Source organism: Carboxydocella sporoproducens DSM 16521 (assembly GCF_900167165.1).
Classification (GTDB): domain Bacteria; phylum Bacillota.
The window spans coordinates 111707-127997 of sequence record NZ_FUXM01000001.1; the positions used below are offsets into that span (position 1 = coordinate 111707).

General features: G+C 52.3%; 14 protein-coding genes, 1 pseudogene and 1 riboswitch. Of the genes and pseudogenes, 2 read left to right on the forward strand and 13 right to left on the reverse strand.

All coding sequences use genetic code 11. The annotated features are described in order from the left end of the window. Positions 1–20: 20 nt before the first annotated feature. The 8 genes from mtrB to B5D20_RS00605 form a co-directional block, all read right to left on the reverse strand. Positions 21–251: a trp RNA-binding attenuation protein MtrB gene (mtrB, locus tag B5D20_RS00565; RefSeq protein ID WP_078664271.1), complete on the reverse strand. Its 231-nt coding sequence runs from the start codon at positions 249–251 to the stop codon at positions 21–23. A 52-nt stretch (positions 252–303) separates the two neighbouring features. Continuing rightward, positions 304–777, reverse strand: coding sequence for a phosphatidylglycerophosphatase A family protein (locus B5D20_RS00570; RefSeq protein ID WP_078664272.1), 474 nt, complete (start codon positions 775–777; stop codon positions 304–306). A gap of 81 nt (positions 778–858) precedes the next feature. Next, positions 859–2454, reverse strand: a complete 1596-nt coding sequence (locus tag B5D20_RS00575; RefSeq protein ID WP_159071809.1) for a phosphodiester glycosidase family protein — start codon at positions 2452–2454, stop codon at positions 859–861. Then, positions 2429–5932, reverse strand: a complete 3504-nt coding sequence (locus tag B5D20_RS00580) for a DNA polymerase III subunit alpha (RefSeq protein WP_078664274.1) — start codon at positions 5930–5932, stop codon at positions 2429–2431. The genes B5D20_RS00575 and B5D20_RS00580 overlap by 26 nt, the downstream gene beginning before the upstream one ends. 14 nt (positions 5933–5946) lie before the next feature. Further along, on the reverse strand, positions 5947–6876 hold the full coding sequence (locus B5D20_RS00585; RefSeq protein ID WP_078664275.1) for a magnesium transporter CorA family protein: 930 nt from the start codon (positions 6874–6876) through the stop codon (positions 5947–5949). Positions 6877–6999: 123 nt separating this feature from the next. Then, positions 7000–7164, reverse strand: a riboswitch (M-box (ykoK) riboswitch). Between the two features lie 15 nt (positions 7165–7179). Next, positions 7180–7830, reverse strand: a complete 651-nt coding sequence (locus B5D20_RS00595; protein WP_078664277.1) for a phosphatase PAP2 family protein — start codon at positions 7828–7830, stop codon at positions 7180–7182. A 5-nt stretch (positions 7831–7835) separates the two neighbouring features. Beyond that, positions 7836–9143, reverse strand: coding sequence for a DRTGG domain-containing protein (locus tag B5D20_RS00600; RefSeq protein WP_078664335.1), 1308 nt, complete (start codon positions 9141–9143; stop codon positions 7836–7838). Positions 9144–9232: 89 nt separating this feature from the next. Further along, a complete protein-coding gene (locus B5D20_RS00605) occupies positions 9233–10135 on the reverse strand; it encodes a DMT family transporter (RefSeq protein WP_078664278.1) in 903 nt (300 codons plus the stop codon). 102 nt (positions 10136–10237) lie between these two features. On the opposite strand from B5D20_RS00605, the gene B5D20_RS00610 reads away from it, so the two are divergent. Further along, a complete protein-coding gene (locus B5D20_RS00610) occupies positions 10238–10924 on the forward strand; it encodes a metal-dependent hydrolase (RefSeq protein ID WP_078664279.1) in 687 nt (228 codons plus the stop codon). A 122-nt stretch (positions 10925–11046) separates the two neighbouring features. Further along, positions 11047–11862 (forward strand): S-layer homology domain-containing protein, encoded by an 816-nt coding sequence (locus B5D20_RS00615; protein ID WP_078664280.1) that lies wholly within the window; start codon positions 11047–11049, stop codon positions 11860–11862. Positions 11863–11884: 22 nt separating this feature from the next. On the opposite strand, the gene B5D20_RS00620 is transcribed toward B5D20_RS00615, so the two are convergent. The 5 genes and pseudogenes from B5D20_RS00620 to B5D20_RS00640 form a co-directional block, all read right to left on the reverse strand. Beyond that, positions 11885–12265: a biotin/lipoyl-containing protein gene (locus B5D20_RS00620; protein ID WP_078664281.1), complete on the reverse strand. Its 381-nt coding sequence runs from the start codon at positions 12263–12265 to the stop codon at positions 11885–11887. 321 nt (positions 12266–12586) lie between these two features. Continuing rightward, positions 12587–13912, reverse strand: a pseudogene (accC, locus tag B5D20_RS00625) (acetyl-CoA carboxylase biotin carboxylase subunit); the annotation flags it as partial. A gap of 13 nt (positions 13913–13925) precedes the next feature. After that, positions 13926–15473, reverse strand: a complete 1548-nt coding sequence (locus tag B5D20_RS00630; protein ID WP_078664283.1) for an acyl-CoA carboxylase subunit beta — start codon at positions 15471–15473, stop codon at positions 13926–13928. Then, the gene (gene mce / locus B5D20_RS00635; RefSeq protein WP_078664284.1) at positions 15473–15883 is read right to left on the reverse strand and encodes a methylmalonyl-CoA epimerase; all 411 of its coding nucleotides are present in this window, start codon (positions 15881–15883) and stop codon (positions 15473–15475) included. Before mce ends, B5D20_RS00630 begins: the two co-directional genes overlap by 1 nt. Beyond that, positions 15867–16283, reverse strand: coding sequence for a cobalamin B12-binding domain-containing protein (locus B5D20_RS00640; protein WP_078664285.1), 417 nt, complete (start codon positions 16281–16283; stop codon positions 15867–15869). The genes mce and B5D20_RS00640 overlap by 17 nt, the downstream gene beginning before the upstream one ends. Positions 16284–16291 lie beyond the last annotated feature (8 nt).

Consider the following 16291-nt stretch of genomic DNA (forward strand, 5'->3'; position numbering starts at 1 on the left):
TCCGGCCAGGTTTTCTCTGGTTATTCTCCCGCTTCCACCACACCATGTTTGGTATAGATAGAAGCCTTGCCTCTGATTTTAATAGCTGAAGTATGTTCAGTAAACTGGGCGATCATCACTTCGCCCCGATCCAGCTTTTCCGAATGATGAAATTTGGTGTCTTTGCCCCTGGTCAAACCGATAATAGTCACTCCATTTTCTTTGGCTTTGACCACAATATAGTCACCCGCAATATCTTCCAGGTTTAACAAAACGGCCACCTCTTTTTGTTCACACTTATTTCAGCTTAAATGTTATCACAGCTCAGGGGGTTTTGCAATAATGATGCGCAATCCGGGCAGAAGCTGCAGCGGCAATACCAGCCACCAGGTCGTCCAGAAAGGTATTTACGCGATTTAGTTTGTTTTTATCCAGTCTGCCGATAATTCCCATCTTTTTCTTGTCCAGATAACCAAAACTGGTAATTCCCACTGTCCCATAAATACTAGCAATAGCCATGGCCAGATTTTCATCTATTCCATACAGAGGTTCATCTCCCGCCACAATGGTCTGTAAGGGTTCAGGCAACAGCCCTTGCTCTGCCAGTTTATCCAGAGCCAGTCCCGTGAGCAAAGCATATTGTACTTCCCGCTTGCGCAATACGCTATGGACTGCCTCCAGACACTCTTCCAGGGTAAGTTCCGGACTAAAGGGCTTTTGCAACCTCAACACGATTCTGGCTATATCCCGGACATCTACTCCCCGCTCTTTTAACAGGGCCAGCATCTCCTGACTCATACTTCTTCCCCTCCTTCAGGTATCCTATCATATGCACGAAGGAGGGCAGGGCGAACCATGCTGCCACTAGCGAAAAATTTCTTATACCTGGGGCAAACTGGCCAGAGCTGCTCTGGCCTTTGCCCCAACGGTGCCACCGGGATCTAAAGCCACGGCCTTGTTCAGGTTTAGCCTGGCTGCAGCGTAGTCCTTCACATCCCAGGCGGCATAACACAGGCCCAGTCCATAATAACCATTGGCTTTCTGCGGAAACCAGCGAATTTCCTCCTGGAAAGCCTGGATTGCCAGGTCATACTGGCGCTGACTGTAATAAAGCCAGCCCAGGGTATTGATAGCCTCCTCATTGCGGGGATTCAAACGGAAAGCTTCCTGCAGATGCTGAGCTGCCTCCGCCATTTGTTCCGCTGCTTTCAGTTTCAACCCCAGCTGATAATGGGCATCTGGATTTTGCGGGTCATACTGTAAGGCTTCCTCAAATTTGCCCGCTTTAACCAGATCGGCGGCAATTTCCCAGCCAGGTTTGACCTGGGCAGCTGGCCAGGCACTTCCCCGTACTACCACCAGGGCATTGCTCAACAGCCGCCCCGGGCGGGTAAGATATTTTCCCTGCCAGTACAGACCGGTAGAAGCTCCCCCATCCAGAGCCATGGCATCCCTGACGCCCAGTTTCTGCAAAACTGCTGCCAGCTGGTATACGGTAGCGTCACTGATATTGCCCATTAACACAACCTTGCCGGGCAGGATGGCCACAAAGCTTTTGGGCCCGGCAGCCTGCGTCTGTTTCCAGTGAGTAATTCCTTCCGCCTGCGGGTTAACTACCACCCGGCCATTCTTAACCAGTAGCGGTCCTGCCCCCAGACCAACTGCCCCTCGGCGCCAGTCAAGAACCGGACCGGTCTTGCTGCCAATATGCCAGTTCAGCCGCCATTGCACCCGGTCGCCAGCTCTGAATTTGCTGAACTGGGCCTGGGCCTTCGGTCCCGGGCCAAAATGAATAACAAAACCATCCGCCGGAATCTGGGAGTTGGGCCCACTGATAGCCACCACCCGGCCCTGACGAACAATCACTTCTTTTCCGGAACGGGTCCCGGTCCTAAGGCCGCGGGCCGGTGTGAAGACAGCACTGGCATCAGCTTCAGCATAGACGTGATTTAGCCCCCAGGCATACCAGTTGTTGCGATAATCCCAGGAACCATTGATACTCCCTGTTACTTCGCTTTGCAGTCTTTCCATCAACAGCTCCCCTGTCCGGGTGAACAGGGCAGTAGTACCGGTATTGCCGGTATGAACCGGTATACCTTCAACCAGCAGATTGCCCTGAGGCTGAAAATCGGAATAGGAGTTAAAATAAGTGCCATTTACTGCCGCAATGCCATTCTTGCTGCGGGCCAGCGCCTCCAGGGATGCGGTTTTTCCCACCTGGCCTCCGCCCAGAGCCACGGCCAGGCGTAAGCCCGGAGTCTTTAAATCCACACTTACTGCTTTTAGCAGGGTTTTCTTGCTGCCAATTTTTATATCATACTGCCGGTAACTTACCCCTGGTCCACCGCTCACCGCTGCTCCTTTTTGAGTAACTGTTACCGTAGCTGTGGCCGCTTCCCCCTGTAGCCCGCCCAGCAACCAGGTCATTAAAATGAACACCGCTATTCTTTTAAGCCATCGGTTGTGCCGCTTCATATTTTCGCTCCTTCCCATTGGTTCTGGCTATGAAGGGTCTGGTCACTACCGTCCCCTCGCCCAGCAGGTTTTGCAATTCCTTCACCATGCTTTCCCCTGGCTCTACTCGCCAGTTGACCGGCAAGTATTCCGCCTCCTTACCCGCAGGACTGACATAGACCAGTACCACCGGATGAGGGCCGGGATAACGGGACAGCAAGGTCAGCACCTTTTCCCGGATTTCCAGCGCTTGTGCCCGGGGTCCTGGTAAACGCAGATAAACCTGTATTAAAGGCCGAAATTGCGGAGCCCGGGGTTCCAGTGCTGGCAGCACAAAATCTTCTAGAGGCAATACCTCTTCCACCAGCAGCTTAACTCCGTCATCATTGTGGTTGACCTTGCCCTTAATCGCCAGGGTACGTTCCGGTTGTAACAGACTCCGGTATTTTTTCAAAATACTGCTGAAGATAACCAGCTCCACTTTCCCGGCCAGGTCCTCCAGCCAGGCAAAGGCCATTTCTTCCCCCCGCCGGCTAAGAGTGGGCTTGATTTCCACCAGCAAGCCGCCACAGTAGACCATCTTACCTTCAGCCATTTCCCCCAGTTGCGCCAGAGGGGTAAAGCCAGGAGAATGAAGTAAGGTGCGAAACTGGTCCAGCGGGTGGCCGGAAATATAGAGCCCGAGATATTCCTTTTCATTCTGTAATATATCTGCCTCCGTCCAGGCAGGAACCTGCGGCAGGGGAATTTCCGCTGCCTCCTTTTCCCCCAGCACATCAAACAGGCTGAGCTGGCCGCCAGCGCGTTCCCGTTGTACCTGTTGACCGTGTTCTACCATTAAATCCAGAGCTGCCATATACTGGGCCCGGTGTCCGCCCAGGCTGTCCAGCGCCCCGGCGCGGATCAAAGACTCCAGCACTCTTTTGTTAACCTGGGATAAATCCACCCGCTCGCATAAGTCCTGGAAAGAGAGAAAAGGCCCATCGTTTCTGGCCGCAATAATGGCCTGGATCGGCCCCTGCCCCACATTCTTGATGGCTGCCAGGCCCATTCTAATTCCTGCTTCGGTCACAGTGAATCCCAGCCCGCTCTGGTTAACATCCGGAGGCAGAACCTTAATCCCCATGCGGCGGCATTCTTCAATATAAATGGCTACTTTATCGGCATTGCCCATCACTGAGGTTAGCAAGGCAGCCATGAATTCCTCGGGATAGTTGGCTTTCAAGTAAGCAGTCTGGTAGGCCAGCAGGCCATAGGCCGCCGAGTGGCTGGCATTAAAGCCATAACCGGCGAAATATTCCATCAGATCAAAGATCTGTCCGGCCACTTCCGCTTCTACTCCATTGGCCACCGCCCCCTCCACAAATTGCTGGCGCAGTCCAGCAATGACCTCAGGTTTTTTCTTGCCCATGGCCCGACGCAACAGGTCCGCTTCTCCCAGCGTAAAGCCTGCCAGGTCAGAAGCTATCCGCATCACCTGTTCCTGGTAGAGAATCACTCCGTAGGTAGAGCGCAAAATTGGTTCCAGTTTGGGATGCAGATATTTAATCTGCTGCTGGCCATGTTTGTTCCTGATAAAATCCTCCACCATGCCGGAACCCAGGGGGCCAGGCCGATAGAGGGCCACCAGAGCGATGATATCATCAATACACTCCGGTTTCAGTTCCCGCAACAGCTGCCGCATCCCCGCGGATTCCAGCTGGAAGACACCGATTCCTTCTCCCCGGCTTAAAAGTTCATAAGTCGCTCTATCATCCAACGGCAGTTGATCCAGATCCAGTTCGATACCGTGCCTTTCCCGGATATAAGCCAGGGTATCCCGCATTACCGTCAGGGTGCGCAGCCCCAGCAAATCCATTTTCAACAGTCCGACTTCTTCCACCGTCTCCTTGGCAAACTGGGTGGTAATAATCCCATCAGCGGAACGATAGAGGGGGATCACCTCCTGCAGGGGTTCTTTTCCGATCACTACCCCGGCCGCATGAGTAGAAGCATGGCGGGGCATACCTTCCACCGCTGCCGCCAGGTCCAGTAATCTCTTTACCGCTGGTTTTTCCTGATACAGGGCCTTGAGCTCACCGGAAACCTGCAGGGCCTTTTCAATAGTCATCCCCAGTTCAGCGGGGATGAGCTTGGCTACCCTATCCACTTCCCCGTAGGGTAGTCCCAGTACCCGGCCCACATCCCTCACTGCCGCCCTTGCCGCCATCGTACCAAAGGTGATGATCTGACAAACCCGGTCCGCTCCGTATTTTTCGATCACATACTGGATTACTTCTTCCCGCCGTTCAAAGCAAAAATCGATATCTATATCCGGCATGCTGACCCGTTCCGGATTGAGAAACCGCTCAAACAGTAAATTATAACGTAGAGGGTCGATGTTGGTGATACCCAGCACATAGGCCACCAGACTGCCGGCAGCACTGCCCCGGCCGGGCCCGACAAAAATCCCCTGCCGGCGGGCATAGTTGACGAAGTCCCAGACGATGAGAAAATAGCCGGAATAGCCCATCCGCCGAATTACACCCAGTTCATACTCCAGCCGGGCCTCCATTTCCGCCGTAACCGGCTGGTAGCGCTGCCTGAGTCCTTCCCGGCAAAGCTCTTCCAGATAGCTGTCCAAATTATGCCCCTCTGGCACCTGATATTCGGGCAAATGTAAACGGCCGAATTCCAGTTCCAGCTGGCAACGCTCGGCAATGGCCAGGGTATTATCCAGGGCTTCGGGATACTGGCCCAGTACCAGCTCCATTTCCGCCCGGGACTTGAGGTAAAATTCCCGGCTCTCAAATTGCATCCTGTCCGCATCTTCCAGGGTTTTACCGGTCTGGATGCAGAGTAAAATCTCCTGTACTTCCGCATCAGTTTTTTCTACACAATGCACATCATTGGTAGCTACCAGCGGCAAACCCAGTTCCCGACTGAGGCGCACCAGACCGGCATTAACCCGCAGCTGTTCCTCCAGGTAGTGGTTTTGCAGCTCCAGAAAAAAGTTTGCCGGCCCAAAAATCTCCCGGTATTCCAGCGCAGCCCGCCGGGCCAACTCCTCCTGGCCCTGGCTCAAATGCCAGGCCACTTCCCCGCCCAAACAGGCACTGAGGGCGATCAGGCCTTCACTGTGCTGGCGTAAAAGCTCCTTGTCCACCCGCGGTTTATAATAAAAGCCTTCGGTATAAGCCAGGGAAACCAGAGTCACCAGGTTGCGATATCCCCGCTCGTTTTCCGCCAGTAACACCAGGTGATAGGGGGATTCATCCATTTTGGCCTCTTTTTGCCAGCGGCTGCGGGGAGCCACATACACTTCACAGCCAATGATGGGCTTAATCCCCGCCTGACGGCAGGCTTTATAAAAATCGATCACGCCGAACATGGCGCCATGGTCAGTGATGGCCAGGGCAGGCATACCCAGTTCGACTGCCTTCTGTACCAGCTTTTTTATTCGGGCCGCTCCATCCAGCAAACTGTATTCAGTATGAACATGAAGATGAACAAAACTCAATGGCGGCACCACCTTTAAAACAGGTCTTTTTTCCTGAAATAGATGGCTAGCAAGACAGATAGTAATAAAGATAAAATGATTGTCATCAGGAAAGCATGGGGATAATTTTGCATCGGAATACTGACATTCATGCCAAAGAAACTGGCAACCATAGTAGGTATCGATAAGACAAGAGTAACCGATGTTAAAAATTTCATTACAATGTTAAGATTGTTGGATATGATGGAAGCAAAAGCATCCATCATTCCACTCAAAATATTACTGTAAATGTGGGCCATTTCAATAGCCTGCTTATTTTCTATTATAGCATCTTCCAGTACATCTTTGTCTTCTTCATACATGTTTAAAATTTTTAAGCGCAGCATTTTTTCCATCAGCAGTTCATTAGCTTTCAAGGAAGTAGTGAAATAGACCAAACTCTTTTCTAAATCTAATAGATTAAAAATTTCTTCATTTTTCATTGATTGGTGCAAAATGGATTCTATTTGTTCCCGTTTACGGTTAATCATGCGCAAATACTTTAAATAATAGCTGGCGATTTGTTGAAACAGTTGAAAAACGAACCTAGTTTTCTTATAGGTGAAAAAACCTTTGACTTTTTCCCGTTTAAAGTCTTCAATCACAGGGCTCTGTACACTGCACACGGTAATTATAAATTCATCTCTAACAATGATAATACCTAAAGGCACCGTATAAAAATCCTGATCACTTTCGCTGTAAGGAATATCCACAATGATCAGGATCTGGTCTCCTTCTTGATCAATGCGAGCTTGCTCATCCAGATCAAGAGGGTGAAAAAGAAATTCCCTCTTTACCCCTGTATGCTCAACCAGCAGGTCGATCTCATGAGGCTCAGGTGCTGTTACATCAATCCAAACCCCTTTGGTAATCTGGCTTTTTTGCAGTGAATTATTATTAGTTTCGGTGATGAAGACTTCCACCATGGATAACACTCCTTTGCCAATATACTTCGTAATTCGTCGCTGTTATCTTTACCTTTACTTCCATCCATACTCTTCATCACCTCCAAAAAAAAACTTCCCGAAAATGGGAAGCCAAGTTTCATCTTCACTCCCCACTCGTTTGAGTTTTAGCTCTGTATAGCTAGGCTGTTCGCCAGCCACATTAGATAAAGCCTTAAGCCGGCCATATCTGCTAACCCATTGGTGTCTCTCGACATTTCTGGGCAGTGGCATCTGTCTATACAGTAGCCTCACCTAACGAGGAATTATTTATTTCAAGTATTATTATACGCTCCTCTTTCTTTGACCGTCAACCAGCCAGTTAAAATTTTTTACTGCCAGCCACCAGGTCCCCAGCCAGAAGACTCCTGCCGCAAAGCCCGCCAGCACATCACTGGGATAATGTACCCCCAGATAGACCCGGCTTAAACCAATACAGAGAAACAAGAATACCGCCAGGGCTGCTGCCATTCTGTTATATGGCCGGGGTAGCAGCTTCCAGGCCCAGTAAGCCAGCAATCCATAGGCAATAATCCCGATCATGGCATGGCCGCTGGGAAAACTAAAACCACTGGCCTCAGTTAACCAGGGCCGGGGTGGCCGGGGACGATGAAAGAGGCGCTTCAAACTCTCCTCCAGCGCCACTCCGCCAATGAGTACAGCCCCGGAAAGCTGGGCTGCCCGCTTCCCGGCCTGAGAATGCCCCAGCAGCCATAAAGCCAGCAAACTCAGAGGAATAACCGCCTTACCGCTGCCCATAAAGGTAATAGCCCGCATTAGTTCGGTCAGCCAGGGCTGGCGCCAGCCCTGAATCCAGCCTGACACCAGGGAATCAAAAGGGTAAAGCTCATGATAGATTAGATCCTCAGCCAGTTTGGCAAACCAGAACAGTCCCAGCCCGGTCAAGGCCCAGATCAGTACCATTTTTTTCTTCATTTCGCTCACCTCTCCAGGTTCTTGCCGGTAATAAAGGCTTTAGCCACCAGTTGCTCTCCCTGCCGTACTGTTACTTCAATTTTGGCTACCCGACGGGAGGTGGAAAGGACGGCAGCCTCTACTTCTACCTGCTGGTCAAAGGGTACCGGCTCTATATGTAACAGAGTTAGGCTCTCGGTGGACAAGTCCAGACGTTTGCGGCGTTTAAGGGCTATATAAGCGGTGGAATTAATCAATGTAACCAGCACACCTACCGATGCAAAGCCAAATTCATTGGTCATAAATTCTGTAATTTCCCCCAGCAGCTTCACCCCCAGCTCGGTATCTTCCATGCGAAAACCGGAAAGGACAATATTATCCAGGGTATCAGTTATATGGGGCTGCTTCTGCAGATGCTGGTAGGCATTGATAATATCCTGCCGGCTGAGCACCCCCACTGCCCTGCCCCTGTCATCCACTACAGGTAGCAGCTCCTGGCCCTCCCAGATCATCAGACGGGCGGCATGACCAATGGAGACATCCTGTTCAACTGTAACTGCCGGCCGCATTACCGCCGAAATCGGTTCATCCTCTTCCCGACCAAACACATCTACGGGGGTAACCAGGCCAATAACCTCCCCGGCCTCGTTCAAAACAGGGAAACGGCTGTGGTGATATTTCTCCACCGCGGCGTGCCAGTCTGCAATCCGGTCAGTTGCTTTTAAATAGCGAAACTCCCGCACCATAGCATCTTCTACCAGCACAATCTCCTTGTCCGGCATGGCTGCCAGCAGGGCCCGGTTAATAATACTGGTCACAGCAAAAGTGTCATAGGGGGTGGAAATGACCGCCCGATTTTTTTGCCGGGCCAGCTGGATAATCTCTTCTTCCGGGGTAAAGCCCCCGATAATCAGCAGATGGGCCCCCAGCTCCAGGGCCGCCCGCTGAGCATCAGTACGGTTACCCACAATAAAGACACTGCCCTCTTCAACATAATGGGGCAATACATCCACCGTTGACGCTCCAATTGTAAAAGCTTTAATCCCTCGGCTCAAATACTCTTCACCTGTAAGCACTGTACCCTCAACCAGGCGCTTGATTTCAGCCAGGGTTAGATCCTCAATTTCCCGTGCCTCCGGAGTTTCGATCCGCACTGTACCTACTTTGGGAATGGAACTGACCAGCCCCTGGGCCTCCGCCTCCTTGATGGCCCGATAGGCTGTACCATCACTTACTTCCAGCTCCCGGGCAATTCGCCGCACCGAAACCTTGGTTCCAACCGGTAATGCCTCAATATACTGCAATATCTGCTCATGTTTGGTTTGTGGTGCCATGGTCCGCACTCCTTCCTCTCCTGTGTTGCATAACAACCCGATTGTGCTACCATTATTGTATCATAGTTTTCCCTGCTGGTACAATCGACTTACCCATCATTCGCCTCCATTATTTCCAGTTCCCGGGATTTTATGCGCTGATCCCCGATTTCCGAATAAAGAATCCCTGCTAAAATCAATGTCCCTCCCAGCCACAGCTGCAGGGTTGGTGTCTCTCTTAGAAAGACAAATGCAAACACCGCTGTAAAAACTGGCTCCAGAGTAAAGATTATAGCTGCCCGCTGGGCCGATGTAAAGCGCTGGCCCCAGTTTTGCAAAAATAATACCAGACCGGTGGCTATTACCCCCATGTACAGTAAACCCAGCCAGGTTGCCTTTCCGGCCATCAGCCAGCTTTCCCCGGTCCACCAGGAGAACAGCCAGCAACCCAAACCGATCACCAGTAACTGCAGCCAGGTAAAGGGGCCGGTAGGGTAGCGGCCGGCATAACGGGAAACCAGCACAATATGGAGGGCAAAGGCAATGGCACACAGCAGGGTCAGTACATCTCCCCGGTTAAACTCGCCCTGCACCAGTTCCGGAGACCAGGAAAGCAAAGCCAGCCCGGTGAAAGCCAGCAGTGACCCCAACCAGACTGCCCGGGAGGGCTTTTGCCCGTAAAGGAAAAAAGCTACTACCGGGGTTAATACCACCGCCAGGCCGGTTATGAAAGCTGACTTGGAGGCAGTAGTGCTCAATAAGCCCAGGGTCTGCAGAACAAAGCCAGCGCCCAGAATCAATCCCAGCTTGATCCCTGCCCACCAGCCCCCCGCCTGCAGGGCTTTAATCTGCCGCCAGAAGATCACCCCCAGCACCAGAGCCGCAATGGTAAACCTGATGGCCAGATAGCTAAATGGCGGCATCTCCCCCAGCCCCAGCTTAGTCACAATAAAAGTAGTGCCCCAGATCAGGGTCACTACCAGTAAAGCCAGCTCCCCTTTATTTTTCAGCAATTTTTTCCCCTCCTTTATCTTCTCCTATTATAACTGAATTTGGCAAAGTTTGCACCAGCAGTTAAAATATAATCAGAAAATTATTTCAGGAGGTTGAGAGCTATGAAGATTACATTTCTCGGTCATGCCGGCTTCTGGCTGGCAGGAAACCAGACTCGAGTTGCCATCGATCCGTTTCTGACCGGCAATCCCGTCGCCAAACATCAGCCCGGGGAAATCCAGGCCGAATATATCCTGGTCAGTCACGGCCATGGTGATCACCTGGGAGATAGTGTGGCTATCGCCCGCCAGAGCAATGGCACCATTGTCAGCGTTTTTGAAATCGCCAACTACTGTGCCACCCAGGGGGCCACTGTCCATCCCATGCATATCGGCGGCAGCTACAATTTCGGCCCGGTGAGAATCAAGCTAACCCCGGCTCTGCATGGCAGTTCCAGCGGCGAATACCCTGCCATCTATCTGGGCAACCCCTGTGGCTTTATCGTGGAAATGGATGGCTTGACCCTCTATCATTCCGGCGATACGGGACTCTTTGGAGATATGGCCTTGATCGGCCGCCGGCATGTGCTGGATGTAGCCTTTATCCCCATCGGGGATAATTTCACCATGGGTCCTGATGATGCCCTGGAGGCGGTGAAAATGCTTACCCCCCGTTATGTGATCCCCATGCATTACAACACCTGGCCCCTGATCGCCCAGGATGCCACCAGTTTCAAACAGCGGGTAGAAGCGGAAACAGGAGCGGAAGTAATTATCCTTAATCCGGGTGAGAGCTGGAAAATACAGTAAAAATATGACAACGTCTTCACAACATCTTCACAAAATCTTCATAAATTCGACATATTTTAGCCAAAAATGTATATTACACTATGTAATAGATAAACTAATTAATAGCGAAGGGGGACTGTATTATGAAAAAAACAATTGTAACCTTTGTAACTGCAGCTGTGCTGGCTGTGCCATCTTTGAGTTTCGCTGCTGAAACTCAGTTTAGCGACATAACCAACCATCCCGCCGCCCCTTATATTCAGTTCATGCAAAGTAAAGGAATGGTAAAGGGCACGGGAAACGGCCAGTTTCATCCCGACATGAAAATGGACCTGAAGCATCTCAACCGTTTACTTACCAGAGTATCCGGCAAAGAAGCCAGCCTGACCATGACTCACCGGGTAGCAGTAATTAAAGGTATTGTAGATCTGTTCGGTTTAAATAGCGCCGCTGAGGCATTAACCGCTGAAGAAACCACCGCACTCCTGTCTGCATACAATGACCAGCAGGACATCCCGGATGCAGACCGCAAGGCCGTTGCTTATCTCGTACAGCAAGGTGTACTGGTGCCTGCAGAGGAAAACAACCAGTTGCGCCCCCATCAGGAAATTACCCGCGCCGAAGCAGTAACACTGCTGGCCAAACTGGCCCAGAAAAATTTAATAACCTTAAACAACAGTCCCGAACTGGCTGATAAAATGATGGATGCAAAACAAACCAGCATGAATATGAAACAGGGCATGATGAAGGAAAAAATGGCTAAAATGATGGCTGAACAACAGACCAGAATTATGCAAATGGAAAAAATGCTGTCTACGATGAATGGTGAACAGAAAGAAAAAATGATGCAATTAATCAAAGACATGAAAGCCATGATGGCAGAAATGAAAATGATGATGGCTGAATCCGGTATGATGGGACAAACTGGCCAGCCCCATCCCACCGGGCATAAAATGTAAAAGAGGGCTCTTAGCCCTCTTTTTATTCTATCACTACCAGCACTTCATTCATACCCACGTTCTGGCCTTCACTGACCAGCACTTCCTTAACGGTACCAGCCTGTTTGGCAGCAATTTCATTTTCCATTTTCATCGCTTCCAGTATCACCAGCACCTGCCCGGCATCTACCTTATCCCCCGGCTTGACCTTTACACCTTTGATTACCCCCGGCATGGGAGCAGTAACCTGGCCGTTGCCACCGGCAGCCGGTGCCGGGGCAGCCATCGCAGGAGGCGGCGGTGTCGCCGCCGGTTGCGCCGGACGCTGAATGGTGGCCGGCGTCTGGGCCCCGGCTTCAGTGGGCAGTTCCTCCACCAGAACTTCATAAGCTATGCCATTAATGGTTATTCGCAACTTTTTCATGCATCTCTCCCCTTCCTACCTCAGCAGTCTGCTTTGCATCTGCTGATACAATCCCAGCACTCGCCAGGGACTGCCGCCAGCCAAACCGCCGTCCCTGTCTGCTCTCCTGATTTCTCTTATCTGTAACGGCTTGCCATCACTGACTGCATCCACGGCTGCAGCAATCACTGCCAGCAATTCCGGGGTCAGTTCCCCTCCGGTCCCGGCCACCCTCTGATTGTCACTGCCGGTAACCGCCTTTACCGCTTCAGGTCCAGGTCGAGGTACAGCCTCAGTCACCGGCGGGCGCACCGCTGCTTTTTCCTTGGGTGCCAGGGGTCCCATGCGGGTAGTGAGGAAATTGGTATAGACCTCCCCTTTCTGAAAATAGAAATTATCCAGCACCTGTAGATGAAAGGGGATGGTGGTAGTTACTCCTTCAATGAGAAATTCCTTGAGACAGCGGCGCATGCGCTGAATGGCTTCCTGCCGGTCATGCCCCCAGACAATCAGTTTGCCGATCATGGAATCGTAGAAGGGAGTAATAGTATACCCCTGGTAAGCTGCACTGTCCAGCCGCACCCCGAAACCGCCCGGCGGACGGTAAAAGGTGATAGTACCTGGATTGGGCAGGAAATTGTTAAAGGGGTCTTCGGCATTGATCCGGCATTCAATGGCATGGCCGCGGATCTGGATATCCTTTTGCTCATAACCCAGAGGCTCTCCGGCCGCAATGCGAATTTGCTCCTTGATCAAATCGATTCCGGTAATCATTTCAGTCACGGGATGCTCTACCTGAATCCGGGTGTTCATTTCCATGAAATAAAAGTCGCCATCCCGGGTCAGGAGAAATTCCACCGTGCCAGCACCGGAATAGTTAACGGCCTGAGCTGCCCGGACCGCCACTCCCCCCATGATTTCGCGCAAGCGGCTGCTGAGGGCAGGAGACGGCGCTTCTTCAATCAATTTCTGATTCCGGCGCTGTACCGAACAGTCCCGTTCTCCCAGATAAACTACGTTGCCGTGGTTATCAGCCAGAATTTGAAACTCGATGTGACGGCAGTTCTCCAGATATTTTTCCAGATAGACATCAGGATTATTAAACCAGGTTTGGGCTTCAGAACGGGCTGCCCGCCAGGCCTCGGCAAACTCCGACTTCTGCCGGACAATCCGCATCCCCCGGCCGCCCCCGCCGGCAGCTGCTTTTAACAGCACAGGAAAGCCCATTCTGGTAGCCAGTTTCAACGCTTCTGCCTCCGACTCAATAATAGCTTCACTGCCTGGTACTACCGGCACTCCGGCCTTGATCATGGTTTCCCGGGCCACCGCTTTATCCCCCATGGCTTCGATGGCCTCCGGGGAGGGGCCGATAAAGACCAGACCGTTTTCAGCACAGCGCCGGGCGAAATCAGCGTTTTCCGCCAGGAAGCCATAGCCGGGATGCACCGCCTGGGCACCAGCTTTGACAGCCACCTCGATGATTTTTTCCGCCTCCAGGTAGCTGCGGGGGCCCCCGAGGCAATAGGCCTCATCGGCCAGCTGCACATGCAAACTATGGGCATCCGCTTCGGAATAAACGGCCACAGTGGCGATATCCAGTTCATGACAGGCCCGGATAATCCGAACCGCAATTTCTCCCCGATTGGCAATCAGGATTTTTTTAAACACGGCTCTCCCTCCTTTAGAACGGAATATTGCCGTGTTTCTTCGGCGGCCGGCTTTCCCGTTTATTGCGCAGCATGTGCAGGGACTGAATCAAGCGGGCCCTGGTCTGCCGGGGATCGATAACGTCATCCACCAGCCCCTTGGCACAGGCCACATAGGGGTTGGCAAACCTTTCGCGGTATTCCGCCGTCCGGCGCGCCCGCACTTCCTCTGGATTATCGGCACTGTTGATTTCATCCTTGAAGATGATATTGGCTGCACCATCGGGACCCATAACGGCGATTTCCGCTGTCGGCCAGGCCAGGGCCACATCAGCCCCCAGCGAGCGGCTGCACATGGCCACATAAGCTCCTCCGTAAGCCTTGCGTAAAATCACCGTCATCAACGGCACTGTCGCCTCTGAGTAAGCGTAAAGGATTTTAGCTCCGTGACGAATAATACCCCCGTATTCCTGGGCCGTGCCCGGCAAAAAGCCAGGTACATCCACAAAAGTGATGATGGGGATATTGAAGCAATCACAGAAACGGACAAACCGGGCGATTTTGTCCCCGCTGTTGATATCCAGACAACCGGCCAGCACTTTGGGCTGGTTGGCCACAATGCCCACACTGTAGCCATCCAAACGGGCGAAGCCCACCACACAGTTTTCCGCCCAGTAGCGATGAACTTCGAAGAATTCGCCCCCATCCACTACTGCCTGGATGACATCCCGGACATCATACTGTTTGTTAGGTTCTGTGGGCACGATTTTCAGGATGTCTTCCGCCCGGCCGAAGGGCTCCCGTGGCTCCACCCGGGGCGGTTCCTCCATATTGTTCTGAGGTATATAGGAAAGGAGGGTGCGTATCTGCCGCAAACAGTCCTCTTCATTATGAGCCAGGAACTGGGCCACCCCGGAAACATGGTTATGGGTCATGGCACCTCCTAGTTGTTCAGTGGAAACATCCTCCCCGGTAACAGCCTTAATCACCTGCGGACCGGTGATAAACATCTTGGAAGTCTCCTGCACCATAAAGATAAAATCGGTGATAGCCGGGGAATAGACGGCTCCACCGGCACAGGGCCCCATAATGGCCGATATCTGGGGTATCACCCCTGAGGCCAGGGTGTTGCGGTAAAAGATATTGCCATAAGCGGAAAGGGCCATCACCCCTTCCTGGATACGGGCACCCCCCGAATCATTGAGCCCGATCACCGGGGCCCCCGATTTCATGGCTAGGTCCATGATTTTGCAAATTTTGAGAGAATGCATTTCCCCCAGGGCCCCGCCATAGACGGTAAAATCCTGAGAAAAAACGTAGACCAGCCGGCCATTGATGGTACCATAACCGGTGACAACCCCTTCACCCAGCTGTTCATCACTCTTGCCAAATTCAGGCGCTTCCCCCTGGACAAACATATCGGTTTCCACAAAGGAGCCTGGGTCCAGGAGCAGCTCAATCCGCTCCCGGGCTGTCATTTTACCGGCCATATGCTGGCGCTGGATGCGCTTGATTCCGCCCCCTAGCTTGAACTTTTCCCGGCGGGCGGCCAGTTCTTGCAGTTTTTCTTCAATGGTCGCCATTATTTCCCCTCCTGCCGTTCACAAAGTTCAATCAAGAGGCCCTGGGTGCCTTTGGGATGGAGAAAAGCAATTCTGGCTCCTCCTGCCCCCTGGCGTGGGGTCTCATCGATCAGCGGAACCCCTTGCGCTTTCAGCTCCGCCAGTGTCTGTTCCAGGTTTTCCACCCGGAAGGCCACATGCTGCAACCCCGGCCCTTTGCTGGCAATGAATTTGGCAATGGGGCCATCGGGGTCAGTTGATTCCAGCAACTCCACCTTGGTTTCCCCGACAGGCAGGAAGGCCACCCGGACTTTCTGGGCCGGTACCTCCTCAATTCCCTTCACTTCCAGGCCCAGAATATCCCGGTAGAGAGCCAGCCCCTCTTCTAAGGAGCGGACGGCAATGCCCAGATGGTCAATTTTCTTCAGCATGACCATCACCTCCCAGCCGCTCTTGAATAAACTCCACAATAGCGGAAGTGGGCGTACCAGGAGTGAATATTTCCGCCAGACCGGCCGCTTTCAGGCCCGGGATATCTTCCTGTGGTATAATCCCCCCGCCAATCACCAGTATGTCCTCAATCCCCTGGGCCCGCAGCAGTTCCATTACCCGGGGAAAAAGCTCATTATGGGCTCCGGACAGGCAACTGAGCCCGATTACCTGCACATCCTCCTGAATGGCCGTGGCCACAATCTGTTCCGGAGTTTGCCTGAGCCCGGTATAGACCACTTCCATGCCGGCATTTCTGAGCGCCTGGGCTACGATTTTTGCCCCCCGGTCATGACCGTCCAGACCGGGTTTGGCCACCAATACCCTGATTTTTTTCTCCACCTGCTACC

Bases quoted from the DNA above. Each gene is read 5' to 3' on its own strand.
- B5D20_RS00585 (WP_078664275.1), bottom strand. From the start codon at position 6,876: ATGGTGGAAGTCTTCATCACCGAAACTAATAATAATTCACTGCAAAAA.
- B5D20_RS00595 (WP_078664277.1), bottom strand. From the start codon at position 7,830: ATGAAGAAAAAAATGGTACTGATCTGGGCCTTGACCGGGCTGGGACTG.
- B5D20_RS00630 (WP_078664283.1), bottom strand. From the start codon at position 15,473: ATGGCGACCATTGAAGAAAAACTGCAAGAACTGGCCGCCCGCCGGGAA.
- mce (WP_078664284.1), bottom strand. From the start codon at position 15,883: ATGCTGAAGAAAATTGACCATCTGGGCATTGCCGTCCGCTCCTTAGAA.
- B5D20_RS00620 (WP_078664281.1), bottom strand. From the start codon at position 12,265: ATGAAAAAGTTGCGAATAACCATTAATGGCATAGCTTATGAAGTTCTG.
- B5D20_RS00610 (WP_078664279.1), top strand. From the start codon at position 10,238: ATGAAGATTACATTTCTCGGTCATGCCGGCTTCTGGCTGGCAGGAAAC.
- B5D20_RS00615 (WP_078664280.1), top strand. From the start codon at position 11,047: ATGAAAAAAACAATTGTAACCTTTGTAACTGCAGCTGTGCTGGCTGTG.
- B5D20_RS00600 (WP_078664335.1), bottom strand. From the start codon at position 9,143: ATGGCACCACAAACCAAACATGAGCAGATATTGCAGTATATTGAGGCA.
- B5D20_RS00570 (WP_078664272.1), bottom strand. From the start codon at position 777: ATGAGTCAGGAGATGCTGGCCCTGTTAAAAGAGCGGGGAGTAGATGTC.
- B5D20_RS00575 (WP_159071809.1), bottom strand. From the start codon at position 2,454: ATGAAGCGGCACAACCGATGGCTTAAAAGAATAGCGGTGTTCATTTTA.